Origin of the sequence: Oscillatoria nigro-viridis PCC 7112 (assembly GCF_000317475.1) — a bacterium.
Classification (GTDB): domain Bacteria; phylum Cyanobacteriota; class Cyanobacteriia; order Cyanobacteriales; family Microcoleaceae; genus Microcoleus; species Microcoleus nigroviridis.
Map to the genome: position 1 here is coordinate 469,983 of NC_019729.1, position 20,625 is coordinate 490,607.

Genomic DNA, 20,625 nt, shown 5'->3' on the forward strand with positions numbered 1-20,625 from the left:
GGGTTAGGGGTTTCTTGCTCAATTGCAAAAAATATTGGGAATTCCAGTATGATGTCAACTGAGATTACATACACTGAAGCAGAAGCAAATTTAGAAAATCTGTGCGATCGCGCTGTTGAAACTGGGGAAGTAATAGTTATTACTAGACCTAACGGCAAAAATGCGGTTTTGATTTCTGAGGCAGAATTAGAAAGTTTGCTAGAAACGCTTTATTTGCTGAGGTCGCCTGCCAATGCAACTCGTTTGTTTACAGCATTAAAAAGAGCTAAATCAAGAGTCATTCAACCTCAGACACTCGATGAAATTTGCAAAAAATTTGGGATTAATCAAGAGGATGATACTGAAAATGAGGTAGCGATCGCCAGTTAAACCATTGAGAGGACAACATCACAATCTTCTACTATACTCTAAATTTGGGAGGAGCCGTTGGTGACTTCAATATTAATCAAAGATTTAGCAACCGAATTAGAGCTTTTCACCGAAGATCCCGTGGAAAGATTTATTACCAGCGGGGTAAGTTGGGAACAGTACGAACAACTACTGACTCAACTCGGAGATAGTCCTTGGTATCGGGTTACTTATTTAGATGAAGTGCTGGAAATTATGGCCCCAAGTCGCCGTCACGATCGAGATAAAACCAATATCGGGATGCTGCTAGAAGCGTATTTTCAAGAAACACGGACTCGGTTTTGGGGGTTGGGTTCAACTACCTTCCGCATTCAAGCAAAAAAGGGCGGTACAGAACCTGATGAGTGCTATTGTATCGGTACTGAAAAAGAATTTCCTGATTTAGCGATCGAGGTTGTACTCAGCAGTGGCGGCCTGGACAAGTTAGCAGTTTACAAAAAGCTCGGAATCAGAGAGGTTTGGTTCTGGAAAAATCGTCGCTTTGAGGTTTATCATCTTCGGGGAGAGGAATATGAAAAAATGCAGCAAAGCGAGTTGTTGCCGAATTTGGATTTATCACTGATTGCACGGTATGTACAACGGCCTGACCCCCTTGAGGCGGTGTTGGAGTTTCGAGAAAGAGTTAGAGAAAATTTAGGGGGAAGTTGAGATTTAATATCGCTGTTTACTACCAAACATCTCCCTCAATATCCTCAAGCGACAACTTTTTACCTTTTTCAATTATTCTTTAATTTGAGCGATAATTTCTTGTAATTCTGGATTAGCGATGGATGACACTAACTGGGAATCCGCACCAGCCAAAGCAGCGCGCAACTTTTCCGAAGTCAGTGCGGGATATTTCTCTAACACCTGCTGTTGAGTCCATCCCGCAGCAAAGAGCCCCAGCAAAAATTCTACAGACAATCGAGTTTCTGGCGCTGCAGGTTGACTTGTGGAAGCTTTCGGGTTTGGATGAATGAGCTTTCGCCAGTCCATTGTTTTACTTAAACGATTGGGGAAGATTCCGCCGATTATACTGCATTCGGACACAGTAGAAACACGGGTATCGTTGACTGACTTTGTAACAGTGCCACCGCAGGTGATACCATTTTAGATTTCAGATTCTAGATTTTAGATTGGGAATCACTGATGGCTTAAGGGTTTGGAGTTTGGCTAGAGTCGCATTTTTTTTGGACTGGTGTCATTTCGCGGTTTTGCGATTAAATTGTTATTACGATCGCAGTACAGCACTTTCTTATAGACTAGAGTAATGGGGTAGCGACGGGGCGATCGCCCTTTTTCATTTTGTCCGTTTCAATACCAAACTGCGTAAGCGTTGCCCGCCCTACGGGGGCTACGCCAACGAAGAGGATCGCGCTAAATCTGAACCCACTGTCTAACGAACTGTGCAACCCACTGTGCAACCCACAATACAACTACTTTAACTTCTTAAAACTATGGGAAAAAAGTCGAAAGCCAAAAAATCCCAGGTCAAAAAATCCAGTTTGCTCTGCCAGCGACTCCAAGAAGCTCTCGATCGAGGCAGCAAAGTTTGGATTAAAACAAATAATAGCAGTTTCGGCGGCATCCCGATTAATTTGTTCGGGGAGTTTGCGGAACTTTTGGTGATAGTTCCCCCTAACGAACAGGCGGAAAATATCGATGCTTACGGACAAGTTACGTGGCTGATTCGACTCTCTGATATTATTGCACTTGCTTACCCTACTGAATACTGGTCTAAAGATAGATTAGAAAGTTTGCTGCCACCTGATGCAGTTACTTCCGAAGTAGGAGATTAACTGTAAGGTGCACGTGGTGCACCCTACTTTGAGCCGATTTGTATTCTGTAAGGTGCGCCCAGCGCACCTTAAACTTACTATTGTCTAAACTATTTTACCAGCGATAATCTACACTGCTCCGACCAATTTTTATCACTTTAATTAGTTGTTGCAAGCTGAAAGCTGGATTTTACAACTGCCGCCCTCTAGTTCGCTGCAACCGGCAAGAGCTTGAGCTTCTGCTGCGGCTTTATCGTCGCCCCAGCCCGCACCTGCTCCTCCTTTGCCTACTGCGATCGCTCCACAATTATTACTATTAGATGTCAGGGGTTCGCAGTCGTTCGCACCTCCGCTTTGTTGATTGCAAGCGGCTACTGCTGCGTTTAGTGCTTCTTTCTCTGTAGCATGATCCCAACTAATACCAGTGGCATCAGAAGTCGGAGAATAAGCAGTAGCTCCATAGGTGTTTTGAGCTTTAGCTACATGGACTGAGCCAAAAAGAGGAAGTGTCAAAGCTGTGACTACAACCCACTTAGAAAAAAGTTTTTGCAGCATATTTACTTAAGATATTTACAAAGTTAAGTTGCGAGGTTCGCTCGATATTAGATCGAGGCATTAATTCCTGTCAATAGTGTTGAAAAATCTTTAGATTTTCTTAAACCAAAAGTGTCTTCTGTAACAAAAAGTAAGATGACCAAGAATTTCAAAGGTGGTACCCGCCACGCGATCGATCCGTGGAATCAATCCCAAATCGAAAATCGAAAATCCTCAAGAAAGAGCATTTATCTCGCGCAAGTCAATCTAAAATCTAAAATCTAAAATCTAAAATCGATTGACGGAGGTCAATTCAGTGGCAGATATCCGCAAAATCCTCAGCCAACTAGCTGCCCAAGAAGCGCACCTACTAGATACCCAATTCCTGGCTCCCTGCGTGTCCGGGGGAAGCGTGCGGATACGGGTTAGCTCAATGGTTTATACTTTTTTACCCCAGCCGCGCAACTTTGAAGGATGGGCTATTTTTAGGCCGATTAATGAGAAAATTGCTGCGGTAATTGAGGAGCCGAGCTTGGCGCAAGTGGCCGAGTATTTGCAACTGCTCGTACCCGTTCGCTTGCACTTGGCTTGCGTGCTGCAAGGGCAAACGTGGCTGGCTTATCCTGTTAACGAATCTGATGCTAAACAGCGCACGGGTGTTGCGAAACCCGTACCAGTGCATTTAGTAACAGAAAGTTCGCAGTTTGAGCCGATTGTTGCGCGCTGGGACGGTCATTGTTTGTGGTTTGAAGAGATTGACAGGCGCGCCGATCCGCTGCCCTCTGAGAAGTTGAAAGCAGCTTTAAAAAAGTTGATTTTGCCTCAAGAAGTTCGCTTTAAAGGGATGACGCCGGAAATGCGAACTGTTTACGAATTGGTGTCCCGAAATATTAAAGATTTCGATCCGAAAGTGCGGGAAGAAAAGCGCTTGCAGCGGGCGTTGAAAATGGGGGGCGGTGAATTGCGGGATTTTTTCGATCGCGAAAATTATTGGCTGGTTGAATGGACTAGCGGAACGGGAGAACACCACACTTCTGCGATCGCCAAAAATGACTTGACAGTTATGAGTGCGGGCATTTGTCTCAGCGGATTGGACAAAGACTTCGACTTGCATTCATTGGTTGGAGTCGTCGAAAATCGCTAATTCTTGATTACCATGAGTATATTTTTTCACGAACAACTTTACAGAAGTGCCGCAGTGATGTCGCAGATCGAAAATTTCCCGGTAACGGTTTGCGGCGCGGGTGCTTTGGGTGCGAATATTACAGAAAGTCTGGCGCGATCGGGCTTTTGTCAGTTAAAAGTCATCGATCGCGATCGCATCGAGGAACGCAACCTTTCCACTCAACCCTATTATCGATCGGACATCGGCGCATTCAAAGCCAAAATTCTCGCCAACAACCTCTACCGCGCTTTGGGAGTCAGCATTGAGGCGCACTCAAAAGAATTGACACCCGCAAATGCCGATCGGCTGCTTGCCAACAGCGCCACAGTCATCGATACTTTTGATAACAGTGTCGGGCGGCAAGCAGTCAAGGATTACTGTGCGAGTGTCTCCCTTCCCTGCGTGCACGTCGGATTAGCTGCCGATTACTCCGAAATAATTTGGAACCAACACTATCGGGTTCCTTCAGCGGCGAATGATGACGTTTGCGATTACCCGCTGGCGAGAAACTTGGTAATGCTGACAGTTGCAGTTGCCTGCGAAGTAATTGTTACCTTTGCTGCTACCAAAGAGCAACAAAATTTAACTTGCACGATCGGAGATTTTGCAGTAAAGCCACTTATATTGTAGAATGTCGGTTGACTGTTGCCAGAAACCCGGTGAATCGAGATTGGATGCCCCATCCCAGAAACCCGGTTTCTCACTCTCAAACAATCGTCAAAATTGCAAAAAACGCTTGAGAAAATTAACAGGGAAACTATGTCCGAACAAGTTTGTACTGGTACTATTTCACTAGAATGCAAGCCAAAACCGCCCCCTCCTCCGCCTCCGCCTCCGCCTCCGCCTAAGCCTCCGCAGTCGCCTTTTTTGATTTTACTAGCAATTCTAGTTCTCTTGATTTTGACTGGCATCGGTGGCGGAGCATATACTTCTTCATCAAGTGACGCAATTTGCGCGCCGCACGATGATTGCAACGAACCAGAATTCAGACCCCATAAAAGGATTTTAAAACACGGATCGAGAGGGGCAGATGTGAAGAAACTGCAAAAGTTGTTGAACGCGCGGGGCTTGTCCCCACACCCGATCGTAATTGATGGCGTGTTCGGCCCGACAACTCTCACAGCAGTGAAGAAATTTCAGCGGCAAAATCACCTTCATGTAGACGGAGTTGTGGGAGGCAAAACTTGGGACAGACTGTTTGCTAGTTCGTAACTTTAAGCACCGGACAACAAATGTTCCTAAGTCATCATTGCTAATCATTAATTCCTGCGGTTTTTAGTTGTGCAGATAGCGCATTTTGTGCTACTACAGACACAGAAGCTGCAATCAAAAATCAATCGTCTATAGCAATCCTAAATCAGCCGCCAAATCGAGCGAGACCAGAATCCTTGCAGTGCGAGCATCTAGCTCGCATATAATGCAAGCAAATCATTTAGGATTGCTATACTAGATTGCTAATGAATGAAGTTTGAGATTTTTGGTTTGGTCGATCGAATGAAAAATTAACAGGGAAAATATGGCAGGATCGCAGACTTTTTATTATTTACTAGCAATTCTCGCTCTATTAGTTTTGACGGGGACAAGTAGAGCAAACTATGCAGCGGGTTCCGCAGTTTGCTACACTGATGATTGCCATCAACCAGTAGTCAGACACCATAAAAGGATTTTAAAATGCGGCTCGAAAGGGCACGATGTGAAGAAACTGCAAAAGTTGTTGAACGCGCGGGGCTTGTCCCGACACCCGATCGTAATTGATGGCGTTTTCGGTCCGACAACCGAAGATGCAGTGAAAAGATTTCAGCGACAAGCAGATATTCCTGTAGACGGAGTTGTGGGAGGCAAAACTTGGGACAGACTGTTTGCTAGTTTGTAACTTTAAGCACCGGACAACAAAAGTTCCTAAGTCAGTCGATTTTAGATTTTAGATTTGAGATTTTAGATTTACTCGATAACAGATGAATCTGGAAGCTTAAACTCTGTAATCTAATTTTTTTCTCGACCCTCGATCGCGTCGGAAAGCAAGTACCTGTGTTTGGGTGGAGTCAGTCGATTTTAGATTTTAGATTTGAGATTTTAGATTTACTCGATAACAGATGAATCTGGAAGCTTAAACTCTGTAATCTAATTTTTTTTCTCGACCCTCGATCGCGTCGGAAAGCAAGTACCTGTGTTTGGGTGGAGTCATCTTTGGTAATAATTAATCCCTGGATTTGTAGTTGCACATCAAGTAGATTTTGTGCAACTACAGATACCTAAATTGCCATCCAAAATCAATCGCCTACTAGATTGCTAATGAATGAAGTTTTAGATTTTTGGTTTGGTCGATCGCAATCTCCTGAGTTTGGCAAAGTCCACAAGAAATGGTTTGAAAAAGATGCGGATTTTGATGCAGAAGTGCGATCGCGCTTTATGCAGCAATACGAACTCGCCGCCTCCGGTCAACTCGACTCCTGGCACGATTCCCCCGAAAATTGCCTAGCATTAATTATACTGCTCGATCAATTTCCGCGTAATATGTTTCGCGGAACGCCCCAAGCATTCGCCACAGACAGCAAAGCTTTAGCCACCGCTGAATACGCTGTTAATCATAACTTCGATCGCGAATTGCTGACTGTACAAAAATTGTTTATTTATCTCCCTTTTCAACACAGCGAAAACTTAGAACACCAGCAAAAATCTGTCCAACTATTTCGCCAACTCAGCGGCGAACCTGACAGCGATTCACTCATTGAATACGCGATGCAGCATTTAGAACCCACATTCCGCACCCTCAACTGGCACACACGCAGTTGGGGTGCCCCGTCCGAGTCGATCAGTCGGCTCTAGATGAGTAGAAATACTCTCGCCTGCCGTGTCAGGTGATCGAGCAAGCGATCGATTCAGTTGGAAAATGTACGAGCGTGTAAATTAACAACAAAAACCAATTATCCCCCGTGCGACGCGGAGGATAAAAATAGTCTAAACTCAAGTAGCAAACAATTCGCTCGATCGAATGAAACCCGTGCATCAAGCAACTGAACTCGCCGTCTCTAACCTCGACCATCTTGGTTTAATAGCAGGTCTAGTTGATGAAATAGAAATTGTCCAAAAAATCAATGAGTTAGTAGGGGAACAACCGGGTGAGATTGTCAGTCCAGGTCTAGCAGTCAAAGCAATGATTATCAATGGGTTAGGGCTTGTTTCCGCTCCATTATACTTATTTCCTAAATTTTTTGAAGGCAAAGCGCTCGAACATTTAATGGGTGAAGGTATTCAAGCATCACACCTGAATGAATACCGTTTAGGTAGAGTATTAGACAAGCTATATTTAGCAGGCAGCAGCCAAATATTTACAACTATTGCCGCTTCAGCAGCTCAAAAATTTGAGCTCGATACAGAGACATCCCATTTAGATTCAACTTCCTTTCACCTGCATGGCAAATACGAATCCGAGCTACCATCTGTATCTGTTATCGAGCCAGAAACGGCGCTAGATAGCGAAGATAGCGAAGATAGCGAGTCAACTAAACCCGTGTCATCTGCCGTGCCAATTAAGATTACCTACGGCTACTCCCGCGATCGCAGACCCGACTTAAAACAATTCATTTTAGATTTAATTTGTAGTAGCGATGGAGATGTACCGCTATTTTTACGGGTGGGTTCGGGAAATGAATCAGATCGAGCCATATTCGCATCAATTCGTCAGGAGTTTAAACAACAGTTAAACCTTGACAGTTTAATGGTTGCAGATAGTGCATTATATTCAGCTCCTAACTTAGAAATGTTAACCAATTTAAGATGGTTAACCCGCGTACCGTTGAGTATCAAGCAAGCGCAGCAACTGGTATCTCAGTTAAATGAAGCAGAATTTACCCCCAGTTCTGTGAGTGGATATAGCTGGTCAGAACACAAAAGTAATTATGGTGGAATTGAACAAAGATGGCTAGTAGTAGAGAGCAGTTTGCGACGCGATTCAGACCGAACAAAAACTCGAAAAAAAACTCAAAAAAGCCCAGGCTGAAGCTGAGAATAAACTGCAAGAACTCTCAAAAATTGAATTTGCTTGTGCCGCCGACGCTGCCGCCGCAGCTCATCGCTTATCCAAACAACTAAAATTTTACAATATCACCCAAGTTAGTAGCAAAGAAATTACAGTAAAGACTAATACTAACGATCCAAATGCTCGCGAGAAATCCAGCTCGAAACAGAGATTTAAAGTTCAAGCAAAACTGGAACCAGATACAGGTGCGATCGCCAAAGAAACCAAAGCCTGTGGCAGGTTTATTCTCGCCACTAATGTGCTGGAAACTCAGCAATTAGAGCCTGACGATATGATTGTGAAATACAAAGAACAGCAGTCAGCAGAAAGAGGGTTTGGGTTCTTGAAAGATCCGCTGTTTTTTACGGACAGTGTATTTCTCAAGTCGCCGGAAAGAATCGAAGCTTTGGCATTGGTAATGGGTTTGTGTTTGTTAGTCTATACTTTAGGTCAAAGGTTACTGCGTCACAGTTTGCAACGCACTAATTCCCAATTGAAAAATCAGTTGGGCAAACAAACTAATCGACCGACGCTCCGTTGGATTTGCCAGATATTTCAATCAATTCATCTGGTGAGCCTACAAGGGATTCAACAAATTTCTAATTTAACAGCCGAGCGAATGGCTATATTGAACTTGCTGCCGCTCTCCTGTAAGTCTTATTATTTATTAATCTGAGATCGAGCAGTTTGTTTGATGAGCAAAACTGACAGAAATTTCATAAATATTTGATTCAGTAGTGATGTGTAATTATCAGGCTGCTGGAAATATCTGCTGTCGATTAATAGTTAATTATGACGGATGAAGGTGTTGTTAGATATCGAGAATCTAGGATTTGCCCGAAAGCAGTTAATTTTCAACTTGCCCCAACAGGTCGATGCGATTGTGACCCAACAGGTCGCGGGTATTTTTGATTATTATCTCGGACGAGAGACTCGGACGGAGCACCCCAACTGCGTGTGTGCCAGTTGAGGGTGCGGAATGTGGGTTAGAAATAATCCAGCGTTTTGGGAGATTTCCGCACCGCAATGAAATTCTCGGACGCGAAACAACTCCCGAAGAAGCAGAGTTTCTGAGACAACCCGGTTCGGGATTTTAAAGCGCGATCGCAAAACATCGATCGTTCTGATATATTCGAGGCTTGTAGAGGCAGTTTTAGGCCGCAATCAGAACCAACAGCAGACAAACTCTCTACAAAACCAGCCCCAAGCCAGCGACTCTCAAATTGAATAGTGCAATTAAAAAACAAGATAAATTGCCGATTCAACAAAAAGCATAGGAGGGTGAAGAATGTATCTATCGCCCAATCGTCAGCCGCGATACTGCACCCGATAAATCCGGTTGTTCGCTTCCTCGGTAAACAGCAAACTCCCGTCAGGTAAAACCAGCAAACCAACCGGCCTCCCCCAAGTTTTCGGGCCCGACGGATCTGTGAGAAAACCAGTCAGAAAATCCTCATAATAACCTTGAGGGCGTCCGTTCGCCGCATTAAAAGGTACAAACACGATTTTATAACCAGTTCCAGCGTTCCGGTTCCAACTGCCGCGAAACGCCACAAAGGCCCCGTTGAGAAATCTTTTGGGAAACGTTTTGCCGTCGTAAAACTGAAGCCCCAAAGCCGCCGAGTGCCCCTGAAACAGCACGTCTGGCGTTAATGTTTTAGCAGCTAAATCAGGTCGATCGCTATTGCCGTTTCTGGCGTGGCGCGGGTCGAGCAAATTCGGCTTAAAATAAACGTAAGGCCAGCCGTAAAACTCGCCTTGACGAATCCTTGTCAAGTAATCCGGCACCAAATCATCTCCCAAACCGTCGCGTTCGTTGACTGTTGTGTAGAGTTGATTGGTTTTTGGGTGAAAATCCAATCCCACCGGATTTCGCAAACCCGAAGCAAAAATTTGCTTGTTCTGGCCGTCCAAATTCATCACTTGAACAGACGCCCTCGGCAGCGGTTCGACATCGGCATTAGACTGCGATCCAACTGATACGAAAAGCTTGCTATTGTCGGGGGAAACGACAACATTTCGCGTCCAGTGTTGGTTGTAGCCGCCGCCCGGTAAATCGGCAATTTTTTGACCAGTACCTGTCAATTGTTCCTGCCCTTTTGTGTAGGGAAATCGGCGGACTTCAGCGGTATTTCCGAGGAAAAAATAGCGATCGGAAAAAGCCATGCCAAAGGGAATATTTAACCCGTTTTGGGCACTTGCAAAAGTTTTGCGAACCTCAGCAACGCCGTCGCCGTTGGCATCCCGCAACAGGGTAATCCGATTCTGCCGGGTTTCTGTTACCAAAACATCGCCTGTCGGCGTCAAAGCCAGCCATCGGGGAGCGTCTAAATTGTCAGCAAAAACGTTGACGACAAAGCCAGGAGGCACTCGCAGGACTGGCGATGCGGGAATCGGTACTACTTGAGGAGGTTTTGAGGCGCTTTCGCTGGCTCCTGGCTGCGGCAAAGCAGTTGCAACAATACGGATGGGCTGCGGCGACAGCGGTTTGGTCGGTACAATTTGATTTGTCCCAACATTTGTCAGCGGTGCACGGGAAGGAATTTGCGACAGGGGGCCGCTGTCGCCCACAGCAGGCGCGATCGCATCTGTAGCTCGATCGCACGCAATCACCGGCAACAGCAGAATTAGCAGCAAGAAACGCAAGTAATACATAGCAGCGATTTCTCAACAATTGCTGGACAATTCTATTATTCTAACTGCTATGAAACAGCTAAGCCACCGCCGGCGCGGTGGCTTAATTCCATTTACCGATACCCGTTGCAAACAAGAATGCAAGTGTAGGCCTGTGTTCCAAACCTTGAGCTCGATCGATTTTAGATTTTAGATTTTAGATTTTAGATTTTAGATTTTAGATTTTAAATTTTAGATTGAAGAAAGCGACCCCACGAATGAATCCGGGGGCCCCGGACTAAATTGCTTGATTGCCATTCCCAATCTTCAATCGAAAATCGAAAATCTAAAATCGAAAATCGTATAACCTAACTCTACCAAAGTCCTCTCACAGGAGCCGGACGGGGAGCCGGAGCCGGAATGGGACGGGGAGCCGGAATCGGAGCCGGAGCCGGACGGGGAGCCGGACGAGGAGCCGGACGCGGTGGCGGTTCTGGAGCCGGACGCGGTGCCGGTGCTGGGGTTGCGGGACGAGCAACCGTTGTGGCTACCACCTTATAATCGGGGATCACCGCGATATTTTGTATCTGATCTCCGGCGACGGTGGCTCTGACTTTCATTCCCGGTACTAAGCCAATAATTCTCAGGACGCATCTTTGAATCCTGAGAGTCCTGTACGGCGCGTTTTCTTCGCGAATAGTTACTACGTCGCCGACAATACTTTTGACAAAACCGATAATGGTTCGAGAGTTTGCTGTTGTGGTGGTCTGCGTTTGGGCTATTTGAGTTGCAGGGTTAGCCATCGCAGGATGTACTGAGACCGCCGAAATTAGCACCGACAGTGTTGCACCTGTCAATAATTTGATGTTCTGAAGACGCATTGAAACCTCACATTAACTGCTATTCAGGGTCGGGTTTGCTTCCGCTGCGCGAAAGTCCCAACCTCTATACCTAATCCAGTTTAATCCCCAGAGTAGGAAATTTATGACAATCTCAAAAAAAGATTATCGAACAAGTTTTGAAAGACTAAATTTTACATCATAAGTTCCCCATTTACAACAAGTTCAGCGGTTTGCATCTCTAGAGTGTTGCCGTGATATATTGAGTTTATTCGATCGACCGTTGCAGTTTTTTTCCGCCCACCTAACTGTTGCTGGGGGGAACTCTACCCAGAGACAGATTGTGCTTGCCGGATACAGCAGCGCCTTAGTTTGAATACTCGATCGCCTGTCGGCTATGGCTAAAAAATCAAATTAGTCGGAGGTAAAATTTAATCATTTTTTGGCAAGATTTACGCATAAACCGGGTTCGATCACGACCTTCTATTGCGTAACTCCACTGAGCCGGTGATAAAAACCTTGTTTTTTTCTTAGTATTATTGCCTAAGCTTTGTGTTGAGTTACAAGCGATCGGTGGTGGAATTTCAACTAAAAACTGTGCAGCGCAGTTGCCGTCAAAAATCAATCTCTAAATTTTTACGATCGGGTGCGGTTGGCGGATAATTAGATAGGAACGTTGTAGGAACTGCTGGTGAGGAGTCTAGCGAACAAAACAATGGTGAACAGCAAATTTTTGTTTAACAAGTTAATTGTACTGAGCTTGAGTGCAGCGGCGCTGTCGGTGGGCATCCAGCAGCAGGCCACTGCCGAAGTGGTGGCTAATTCAAGTAATAGTGCGATCGCAGCACAGCGGCCCACATCCGAGACACAATTGCCGAATCTCGGAACCCCAGAACTGCCGCCCTTGGGAGAACCATTTCGTTATATTCCCCAGGAACCAAAGCCTGCCGTAAATCCTATTGAGGAAGTGCATTTAGTGCTGAAATTGCGAGAACGCCGCGTCTATGTTTACCGACAAAATAAGGTGCAAACCAGTTTCCCGGTTGCTGTGGGAAAAGGCGGGTGGGAAACTCCTACAGGCAATTTTAAAGTTATTCAAATGATCAAAGATCCAGTTTGGCAAAATCCTTGGACAGGAGAACTTATTCCTGCTGGGCCAGACAATCCATTAGGGAGTAGGTGGATGGGGTTTTGGACGGATGGCAAGAATGTGATTGGTTTTCACGGTACTCCCAATCCAGAGTCGATCGGGGCGGCGGCTTCTCACGGCTGCGTCAGAATGTTTGATAAAGACGCACAGGCTTTATTTGAGAAAGTCGCAGTTGGCACACCGGTGATTGTCGAGCATTAATTATTAGCAAGTATAAAAACATCAATTCCCGGCGATTGAAATCGCGGCTACACATACAAAGTCCACTCCAAGCGGACTGAATAATTTATTAGTCCGCTTGGAGTGGACTTCGTTTGTATAGTAGCGGTTTCAACCGCCGAGCGATTTTGATATTAAATAGATTGCTGATATTTTTCCAGCAACTCCGGGATGTAATCGTAGCCATCAACACCGATCGCCGGAATGATATTCGCTCGACTTTTAGCCAAAGATTGTTTAAAAGATTCCGCCCCCATTTGACCCCGCAAAATTGTCAACAAACCAGCCGATTGACGCCACTCCATCGCACCAATTTGCTCCAAAGTATACATCCCCAAACTGCCCGCAAATATCGCTTTTTCTAGTGAGTTGATTCTGTAATAAGCTTGAGCCAAGTAAGCCAAATTCAGACCTTGCAAATATAAATCCCCTGAGAATTGGGCCGCTTGCCAACCTTTGAGCAAATATTCGATCGCAGCTTCAGCATTTTCCAGGGCGATTTTAGCAATACCGAGACTGCTGGAGCAAAAAGCTTGACTTTGGCGATCGCCCAATTTTTCCGATAGCAACAAACCTTGTTCCAAATAGCCGATCGCACTCTCGTAAACCTCCGGTTCCACCTCCTCCAACTGCCGCGCTTGAAACACTTCACTGTAACCCAAATTAGCTAGAGCATTTGCCTCGCCTTGTCGCTCTCCCGCTTGTCGTGCCATAATTAAAGCCCGCTGGCTGTAATTAATCGCTTCCTGATAATTTTTTTGAGCAACATAGTTGCGGCTGATGTGATTGAGATTGGCAACTTCGCAAGCTTTGTCTCCTTCGGTACGGGCAATTTCCAGCGCTTGCTTGTGCAGCAAGATCGATCGCTCGTAGGCCCCAGCCGCCTGCATCGAATAACCCAAAAGCGTCAGAATCCGAGCTTTCGCTTGAGTGCCTTCAACTCGCCGCAGCGGTTCATCTAAATAATCCAAAGTATGCCGCAGAGCTTTACCATCAAATGAAGCAAAAATTCCCCCGTAAAGCGGAAAATATTCTCGCTGAGAAAAAGCGCGCAAAATTTGCAAAGTTACTTGAAAACAAGCATTTGCCAACTGCTCGCCGCTCTTGGTAGAATTATTAAACCCACTAGCTAGCTGACTCCAAATTACCGCAAAAGTAATATAAGTGGAAATTGAAGCTTTTGTTGACACTTTGGAATCGTAAACTTGCTTGTCAAACCATGTCGCCAACGCCCGCTGCAAGCACTGCAAAATAATCGCCACTTCCACCACTATGCCTAAATCTAAATTCGATTGCTTGGCTGCGAATTGAACTACCGATTCACCGAGTGCAATAGTATTCAACAGAGCCTGGGGAAAGGGACTGTTAACTTTTTTTGCCCAAAAAGCCCAAGGCCCATTTTGTTCGGGACTACCGGCAAATCCTAGCTGCTGCGGCTGATAAATCCAGCCCACAAGTTCCGGTTCCAAACGCTGCCAAGATTGCAAACCTTTAGCGATCCCGGCGGTAATTTGCTGCAAATCTTGTTCGGTTTCGGGATTGGAAGTTTGCAGCATTTGTTGGTGCAGAAATTTTGCCAATTGCTGCAATTGAGCGAGAGTCAGCGGATGTTCTTTATTCGGATCGATTACTTGCAATAATGCCAAGAGGCGGGCGTTAGATTCGGCACTAACTATTTGTTGGATTGAGGAGGCAATTTCGCGATCGACGCGGTTATCTTTCTGCCAGCGTTCCCATTCTCCTTGGATGGTTTTGAGAGCTCGGAGGGTGCGATTTGCCTTTGCTTGTTTGATTTCGTCTTTTTCATTTCTGAGTTGATTTTCGGCGGCATCAAGGCGTTCGCCGAAACAGCGTTCAAAGATTTCGCCAGTACCGGTACTAATGTCTTGCACCAGCATTTGATAAACTTGTTCTTTGGAGCGAATTTGACCTTTGAGGGTGATTTCGACAATTTTGTCGATTAGGGCTAGGTAGCGATCGCGCAATGAGGTAGATTCAGGCATAAGTTATTTTTAGTTAATAAGTTTTTATTGACACCGCAGACCCTATTTCGTGCTGCTACTTAATTTTACAGCTCATCTGGATTAATGCCCATTGCTCGCAGTCGATCGGCTAATGGATTGGCCCGCTGACTTTCAGATTCGGCTAGCTGCCTTTCCAATTGATCTCGCTGTCTTGCAAATCCTTCGGCAACCCGAGCTAAATTGCCATTAACATCATACTAGCGCAGCCACAACCTCTGATGTTGTAAGAAAGAACCTTACCACAAACCCAAACTCAACTTTATTTCCAGTATCCCGAATCGATAACTTGTAAACACTTGTTCGCGGTAAAGGTTGCCAACTCAGCTAAATACTCTCAATTGATTGTTGTATTTGCTAAAAACAAAGTAATAATGAATATTCCAAATTATCTCGTAGATTTGCCACTTAGTCTGCGGTTTGTTTGGTTGCGATTCTATCAGCTAAAAACCTGCATCTTACCTACCTCTTGACAGAAATTAGATGGATTAAATGAGTTACTGCTTCCTCCCAAATGACGTAACTTTTGCCCCACTCTCTGTCTCTGTAAAATCTCAAAACTTCGACAACTAAATACCAATCGGGTCTTTTGTACCAATTGGGATGATTGGATTCGTAGTAGAGATTTATATCGATAGCAGAGAATATACAATCGGCTAGATAATTAGGGATAAATCAGCTACCTCACAACTTTTGTGATTGCCAGGGTAATCTTCGTCGTCAGGCAAGCCTGGGTGCTCCGGGCGTTCACTTGGTAGAGCGTACATCGTCAGCAGCACTTTTGTTTGCGTTGGGCGAATCTCGTATGTACATCGTTATACAATTATCCCTGCGATATGTTAAGGAGATTCAGGCGGTACGGTAATTGTTACATTATAACGCGCTGTAATTTTTTGTGGCAGAAACTCGGTATCCTTGGCAGCGGATTTTTTTGATCGATAACGATCGCCGCTGCTTTTATCAATAAAAATTATCACCTCGCTCCGAGGGTAAATTTAAGTTTTTTGGGGAGAGTTATCAGGTATTATAGTATATAATCCCGATCGCATTTTTAAGTGGCAAAACTCAGATTGTTGAGTGTGATGGTGCGCCCAAGTCGATCGACAAAAAAAGATGACTGCGGGCTGTAAGAAGATGTTGACATACACGAGCTATTTGTGGTAAATTAAGTGGGATAATTTATTATACATCTGCTACCCAATATCTGCGACACAATTAGTGGTGGCTCTGCCAAATTTTTGGTGAGTACAGAAGCCGTTTTCGATCGATAGTTAGACGGCTGCACCAGGACTCAATTAAGACTCTGTTAGTATGTTTACTATTTAGATCTACTGATTTGGAGGTAACAAACAATGAAAGACTTAATAATGGGTTATGCAACCAACTGTAAATTCGATGATTTCTACAGGTTCGTTGTATCAACTCGTCAGCATTGCCAGCCAGATAAAGTTGATATTGTTGTGTTTATTAATGCCTTAGGGGATGAGTTCGCACAGGTAGCTCTCGAAAAAAATATCACCCTTATACCAGTTGAAAATGTGTGGAAGTGGGTTACTAGCTCAAAGATTCTAAATCTCATCTATCACGCAAAGATGGTGGGACTGCAAGCTTTAATTCGACTAAGTTCAGGGTCTAACCGTACCTACTTAGAGGAGGATTATAGGAGTACGGTTGCCAATTGGATTCATCCACTAGCAGGTCGGTGGATTACTTACCATACATTCCTTAAGGTTAACTCCTGTTATCGAATGGTTATGACTTCAGATGTGCGTGATGTTGTTTTCCAAGCTTCTCCCTTCGATGACTTAGACTCTAGTAAGCTTCACGTTTTTGAAGAAGCAGGTATTTATTTTGGAGCGCCCACTAAAGAAAATGTAGATAGTGAATGGGTGAGTGCTGTTTATGGGAAAAAAACTCTTGAAAAACTGTTGGGAAAACCTATACTCTGTGCAGGGACAGTATTAGGAGGAAACCATCTCATGATGCAATTAATTGAATTAATGGTGTTGGAGGCTCAACGCCATCGTCGTAAGCCTCTCGATCAAGCAATGTTCAATAAGGTGGTTAACTATGAATTTCCCAGTAACCAAACGGTGAAACATAATTTGAAGAGTGGTGCCGTCCTCACACTTTGTGGAGATCATGAGAGATGTTGGGAGATTCACGATGACAAAGTGATGGTTGACGATCGGCTTGTTCCTGTTATACATATGTACGATCGTGATTCTCGGACTAAGGAATTATTTCTCAGCAAGATTCCAAGTCCACAGAAGTAACCTGTAACCGGATTTGCTTGCGAATTATGTAACTGGCTTACCTTATTGGTTTTAAACTAGAACTCCGGCTTTCTCTGAGACTTGACGACGGCACGCGATTCTTGGAATAACACCGATCGCGATCGCCCTCCAATCCCGGCCTCACCAAAGTAAAAGCCTGAGATTGTTCATCAAACGCACGGATTTGCTTGCAAAGATTCGGATCGGGTTGGCTAATGTACATATTGCTATAATCAACCCCGATTCTATTAGTATTTAACTCTAAATTCCACCTTATCAACAGCCACTAGCTGCGGCACAACAGTTTTAGGTTGTGCACAGATTTTGTTCAAAGCAGAGGCAGCACTACTACCCACAGTTGCATCGGAGTCTTTCAGCAAGAGAATTAGCTGCGGCACAGCAATTTTAGCTTCTGCACCGATCGTTCCCAAAGCATAGTTTGCACGGCTACGCACAGTTGCATCGGAGTCTTTCAGATGGATGGCTGGTTCACCTATTTTTCGTAACAGCTTAATAGCTGCATCAAGTGCCGTTTCATCGTTATTCTTTAACTTCTCAGTGAGGGAGGCAATCTGTTTGGGATTAGCTGTGGGTTCGTCCCCAATTCCAGCAGCAGCATTGTGAGTCAACAGCAAAGGCGATGTGAAAGATAAAAACGAGAAGGCAATTAGGGCAGCTAATCTTTGTCGGCTTAGTTATGGGCTAGAATCCTTGTGTTTGATGAGCCGTCTCAGCCATTTGAATAATTCTGTTTACATTCTCATCAAACTGGTTTCAGCACTCCGGGCTATCTAAATTTGTGCTTGTCCGCCGTGAAATGGATCGCCCTAAATACTGCTTAAAGAGCGCCACTTTAAGAACCTTCGGCAGTCTAAGGCATAATTAGATATCTTATATTCGTTCTATGATGTGTTTATGATTTCCGAACCCCTGACCCTCTCAACAAGCAATCCTGTTTTAGCAGCCAAAGGATTAACTCGTCGTTTTGGTGGTTTAATTGCTGTAAACAACGTATCTTTTACAGTTGAAAAACACGAGATTTTTGGATTGATCGGCCCTAACGGCGCTGGCAAGACAACTCTATTTAATCTCATGACAGGACTGATACCTGCCTCTAGTGGCAACTTGATTTATCAAAATGAAAATATTTCCCAATTGAAGCCTTATCAGATTGCCAATAAAGGTATTGCCAGAACTTTTCAAAATATCCGGTTGTTTGGGGAACTTTCTGCTTTGGACAATGTGGCGATCGCCCGACACATCCACAGTCGATCGGGCAATCCAGTTTTATCGGTGCTGGCGGGGATTTTCGGCTTGCCAGCATCTAACGCAATGGAACGCAAAACCCAGCGGAAAGCCTTAGAATTGTTGGATTTAGTCGGATTGGGCGATCGCGCGGGCGAACAAGCCAAAAACTTGCCCTACGGCGACCAGAGGCGCTTAGAAATTGCCCGCGCTTTAGCCCTAGAACCGCAAATACTCTTGTTAGATGAACCGGCAGCGGGGATGAATCCCAATGAAAAGCACAAATTAAGCGAATTTATCCGAGAAGTGCGCCAACAATTCAATTTAACTGTAATATTGATCGAGCATCATGTACCGCTTGTTATGGGGTTGTGCGATCGAATTGCCGTCTTGCATTTCGGTCAGCTTATTGCCTTGGGCGAACCTGCTGTTGTCAGGAATGACCGGGCGGTAATTGAGGCTTATTTGGGAGATGAAGCATAACTAAGAAACCCGGCGATTGGAAATCGATTCTACACAAACAATGTCCGCCTACGCGGACTAAGAGTAATATTCAAAAATCACATATTGCACCATTATTACACATTCTGTAGGGGCGGGCTTACCCACAATAATTGCCTAAAAATAACAATCTCATAAACCCGCCCCCACCCAACAGTAAATCGCAATGTACCTCAAACTCAAAGTCACATAAAATGCACGACAGCCCACCCAAAACCACCCAAAACATCCTCTTAGAACTCAAGAATATTTCTGTAAATTATGGTGGCATTCAAGCCATACAAAATATTAATCTCACGATTAATGCGGGCGAGGTTGTCAGTCTCATCGGTGCCAACGGTGCGGGCAAAAGTACCACATTGAGAGCTATTTCCAAAATAGTTAATATAAACCAAGGACAAATTATTTATAGCGGGCGCGATATTACCCGCCGCCAAGCTCATGAAGTTGTGAAATTGGGAATCGCCCACAGTCCAGAAGGGAGGAGGGTTTTGGCGCAGCAAACGGTGTTGAGTAACTTGGAATTGGGGGCCTATATTCGATCGGACTCGGCGGCCGTAAAAGCCGATTTAGAGCGCCAATTTGAGATATTTCCGCGCTTGGCAGAAAGACGCCGCCAGCTAGCAGGAACTCTCAGCGGCGGGGAACAGCAAATGCTGGCGATCGCCCGTGCTCTGATGAGCCGCCCGAAACTGCTATTATTAGACGAGCCTAGTTTAGGCTTAGCACCCGCGATCGTCAAAGAAATTTTCGCAATTATTCAAAACCTCCGCTCCACAGGCGTTACAATCCTCTTAGTCGAACAAAACGCCAGTTTAGCACTGCAAATTGCCGATCGGGGTTACGTACTAGAAGCTGGTAATATTACCCTCACAGGTATAGGAGCAGATTTGCTAAACGACGAGCGAGTCAGGAGCGCATATTTAGGTTGACTTGGTTAATTTTTGGAATCTTGACCGCTTTCTTTGAAGCCGTCAAAGACGTTTTTGGCAAACAAAACCTCAAAAAAAGTGACGAATATGTCGTCGCTTGGTCTCTCTCCTTTTTTTCAGTCATCTTTTTGCTTCCCTGGGTATTATATACAGGAATTCCGGAATTAAACTCTCAATTTTGGTTCGCCCTACTAATCGGAGGTAGCATCAACGCTGTCACAGCCCTCCTCTACATCAAAGCCATCAAACTATCAGATTTATCCCTGACACTACCGCTGGTAGCTTTGACACCATTATTCATGTTGGTAACTTCACCGTTAATTGTCGGTGAATATCCCAATTTTTTTGATTATATTGGCATTTTGCTAATCGTAGCAGGCTCTTATTTATTGAATATTAAAGAGAAATCTAAAGGATATTTAGCCCCATTCAAAGCACTGCTAGACGAACCAGGGCCAAAATTGATGTTAATCGTCGCATTTCTATGGAGTATTACCTCAAATTTTGACAAAATAGGAGTGAAAAATTCCTACCCTATTTTTTGGCTATTCTCTTTGTTTGGTACAATGAGTGTTTTGCTACTGCCAGTTTTATTGCACAAAACCCCAAATCCAGGGCAAAAAATTCTCAAACAATTACCAATGCTAGCTGCTATGGGGTTTTTCAATGCTATTGGAGTGATTTTTCAAATGCAAGCTTTGACATTAACTTTGGTAGTGCAAGTGATCGCGATTAAGCGTACTAGCGTGTTAATGGGTGTATTGTTCGGTCATTTCCTTTTTAAGGAAAAAGATATTCAACAAAGATTATTAGGGGCCGGAATCATGATTTTGGGAGTTTTATTTATCAGTTTATAGGTTGAGATTTCCGGGAAGTCGGAATTATTCATCTCTCTCTTCTCTTCCTCTGCGTACTCTGCGTACTCTGTGGTTTAATCATTCCGGTAC

Annotated in this window: 21 protein-coding genes and 1 pseudogene; 15 read left to right on the forward strand and 7 right to left on the reverse strand. The window is 44.6% G+C overall.

Going from position 1 to position 20,625, the window contains the following annotated elements:
• Positions 1–48 precede the first annotated feature (48 nt).
• Entirely contained in the window at positions 49–369 is a 321-nt protein-coding gene (locus OSC7112_RS02115; RefSeq protein ID WP_051041571.1) for a type II toxin-antitoxin system Phd/YefM family antitoxin, read from the forward strand.
• A 60-nt stretch (positions 370–429) separates the two neighbouring features.
• Positions 430–1,056: a Uma2 family endonuclease gene (locus OSC7112_RS02120; protein ID WP_015174352.1), complete on the forward strand. Its 627-nt coding sequence runs from the start codon at positions 430–432 to the stop codon at positions 1,054–1,056.
• 72 nt (positions 1,057–1,128) lie between these two features.
• On the opposite strand, the gene OSC7112_RS02125 is transcribed toward OSC7112_RS02120, so the two are convergent.
• Positions 1,129–1,383 (reverse strand): DUF433 domain-containing protein, encoded by a 255-nt coding sequence (locus tag OSC7112_RS02125; RefSeq protein ID WP_015174353.1) that lies wholly within the window; start codon positions 1,381–1,383, stop codon positions 1,129–1,131.
• A 461-nt stretch (positions 1,384–1,844) separates the two neighbouring features.
• Between OSC7112_RS02125 and OSC7112_RS02130 the strand changes: the two genes are divergently transcribed.
• A complete protein-coding gene (locus OSC7112_RS02130; protein WP_015174354.1) occupies positions 1,845–2,186 on the forward strand; it encodes a hypothetical protein in 342 nt (113 codons plus the stop codon).
• A gap of 141 nt (positions 2,187–2,327) precedes the next feature.
• Here OSC7112_RS02130 and OSC7112_RS02135 read toward each other — a convergent pair whose 3' ends face one another.
• Complete coding sequence (locus OSC7112_RS02135; RefSeq protein WP_015174355.1) at positions 2,328–2,720, reverse strand: DUF4189 domain-containing protein; 393 nt, start codon at positions 2,718–2,720, stop codon at positions 2,328–2,330.
• Positions 2,721–2,997: 277 nt separating this feature from the next.
• Here OSC7112_RS02135 and OSC7112_RS02140 point away from each other — a divergent pair, with 277 nt between their 5' ends.
• From OSC7112_RS02140 to OSC7112_RS42620, 7 genes and pseudogenes are all read left to right on the forward strand, one after another.
• The gene (locus OSC7112_RS02140; RefSeq protein ID WP_223300740.1) at positions 2,998–3,843 is read left to right on the forward strand and encodes a hypothetical protein; all 846 of its coding nucleotides are present in this window, start codon (positions 2,998–3,000) and stop codon (positions 3,841–3,843) included.
• Positions 3,844–3,855: 12 nt separating this feature from the next.
• On the forward strand, positions 3,856–4,494 hold the full coding sequence (locus OSC7112_RS02145) for a ThiF family adenylyltransferase (protein WP_015174357.1): 639 nt from the start codon (positions 3,856–3,858) through the stop codon (positions 4,492–4,494).
• A 129-nt stretch (positions 4,495–4,623) separates the two neighbouring features.
• On the forward strand, positions 4,624–5,076 hold the full coding sequence (locus tag OSC7112_RS02150) for a peptidoglycan-binding domain-containing protein (RefSeq protein WP_015174358.1): 453 nt from the start codon (positions 4,624–4,626) through the stop codon (positions 5,074–5,076).
• 304 nt (positions 5,077–5,380) lie between these two features.
• Positions 5,381–5,737: a peptidoglycan-binding domain-containing protein gene (locus OSC7112_RS02155; RefSeq protein ID WP_015174359.1), complete on the forward strand. Its 357-nt coding sequence runs from the start codon at positions 5,381–5,383 to the stop codon at positions 5,735–5,737.
• Positions 5,738–6,156: 419 nt separating this feature from the next.
• On the forward strand, positions 6,157–6,690 hold the full coding sequence (locus tag OSC7112_RS02160; RefSeq protein ID WP_015174360.1) for a DUF924 family protein: 534 nt from the start codon (positions 6,157–6,159) through the stop codon (positions 6,688–6,690).
• 175 nt (positions 6,691–6,865) lie between these two features.
• Positions 6,866–8,558 (forward strand): annotated as a pseudogene (locus OSC7112_RS02165) (IS1634 family transposase).
• 232 nt (positions 8,559–8,790) lie between these two features.
• A complete protein-coding gene (locus OSC7112_RS42620) occupies positions 8,791–8,979 on the forward strand; it encodes a DUF924 family protein (protein WP_445933950.1) in 189 nt (62 codons plus the stop codon).
• A gap of 211 nt (positions 8,980–9,190) precedes the next feature.
• Here the strand turns inward: OSC7112_RS42620 and OSC7112_RS02170 are convergent, their stop codons facing one another.
• Both OSC7112_RS02170 and OSC7112_RS39245 read right to left on the reverse strand, forming a co-directional pair.
• The gene (locus OSC7112_RS02170; RefSeq protein ID WP_015174361.1) at positions 9,191–10,537 is read right to left on the reverse strand and encodes a PQQ-dependent sugar dehydrogenase; all 1,347 of its coding nucleotides are present in this window, start codon (positions 10,535–10,537) and stop codon (positions 9,191–9,193) included.
• 332 nt (positions 10,538–10,869) lie between these two features.
• Complete coding sequence (locus OSC7112_RS39245; protein ID WP_015174362.1) at positions 10,870–11,376, reverse strand: hypothetical protein; 507 nt, start codon at positions 11,374–11,376, stop codon at positions 10,870–10,872.
• A gap of 673 nt (positions 11,377–12,049) precedes the next feature.
• Between OSC7112_RS39245 and OSC7112_RS02185 the strand changes: the two genes are divergently transcribed.
• Positions 12,050–12,685: a L,D-transpeptidase gene (locus OSC7112_RS02185; RefSeq protein WP_015174363.1), complete on the forward strand. Its 636-nt coding sequence runs from the start codon at positions 12,050–12,052 to the stop codon at positions 12,683–12,685.
• A 152-nt stretch (positions 12,686–12,837) separates the two neighbouring features.
• Here OSC7112_RS02185 and OSC7112_RS02190 read toward each other — a convergent pair whose 3' ends face one another.
• The gene (locus tag OSC7112_RS02190) at positions 12,838–14,706 is read right to left on the reverse strand and encodes a tetratricopeptide repeat protein (protein ID WP_015174364.1); all 1,869 of its coding nucleotides are present in this window, start codon (positions 14,704–14,706) and stop codon (positions 12,838–12,840) included.
• A 1,370-nt stretch (positions 14,707–16,076) separates the two neighbouring features.
• Here OSC7112_RS02190 and OSC7112_RS02195 point away from each other — a divergent pair.
• On the forward strand, positions 16,077–17,000 hold the full coding sequence (locus tag OSC7112_RS02195; RefSeq protein WP_015174365.1) for a hypothetical protein: 924 nt from the start codon (positions 16,077–16,079) through the stop codon (positions 16,998–17,000).
• Between the two features lie 37 nt (positions 17,001–17,037).
• Here OSC7112_RS02195 and OSC7112_RS37715 read toward each other — a convergent pair whose 3' ends face one another.
• Together OSC7112_RS37715 and OSC7112_RS02200 are read right to left on the reverse strand one after the other, a co-directional pair.
• A complete protein-coding gene (locus tag OSC7112_RS37715) occupies positions 17,038–17,223 on the reverse strand; it encodes a hypothetical protein (RefSeq protein WP_150111473.1) in 186 nt (61 codons plus the stop codon).
• A gap of 25 nt (positions 17,224–17,248) precedes the next feature.
• A complete protein-coding gene (locus tag OSC7112_RS02200; protein WP_190274319.1) occupies positions 17,249–17,629 on the reverse strand; it encodes a HEAT repeat domain-containing protein in 381 nt (126 codons plus the stop codon).
• 286 nt (positions 17,630–17,915) lie between these two features.
• Here OSC7112_RS02200 and OSC7112_RS02205 point away from each other — a divergent pair, with 286 nt between their 5' ends.
• The 3 genes from OSC7112_RS02205 (at position 17,916) to OSC7112_RS02215 (ending at position 20,535) form a co-directional block, all read left to right on the forward strand.
• Positions 17,916–18,728, forward strand: coding sequence for an ABC transporter ATP-binding protein (locus OSC7112_RS02205; RefSeq protein ID WP_015174366.1), 813 nt, complete (start codon positions 17,916–17,918; stop codon positions 18,726–18,728).
• Positions 18,729–18,940: 212 nt separating this feature from the next.
• Positions 18,941–19,678: an ABC transporter ATP-binding protein gene (locus OSC7112_RS02210; RefSeq protein WP_015174367.1), complete on the forward strand. Its 738-nt coding sequence runs from the start codon at positions 18,941–18,943 to the stop codon at positions 19,676–19,678.
• Positions 19,675–20,535 carry an EamA family transporter gene (locus OSC7112_RS02215; RefSeq protein WP_015174368.1) on the forward strand — a complete coding sequence of 287 codons (861 nt, stop codon included), beginning with the start codon at positions 19,675–19,677 and terminating at the stop codon, positions 20,533–20,535. Before OSC7112_RS02210 ends, OSC7112_RS02215 begins: the two co-directional genes overlap by 4 nt.
• Positions 20,536–20,625 lie beyond the last annotated feature (90 nt).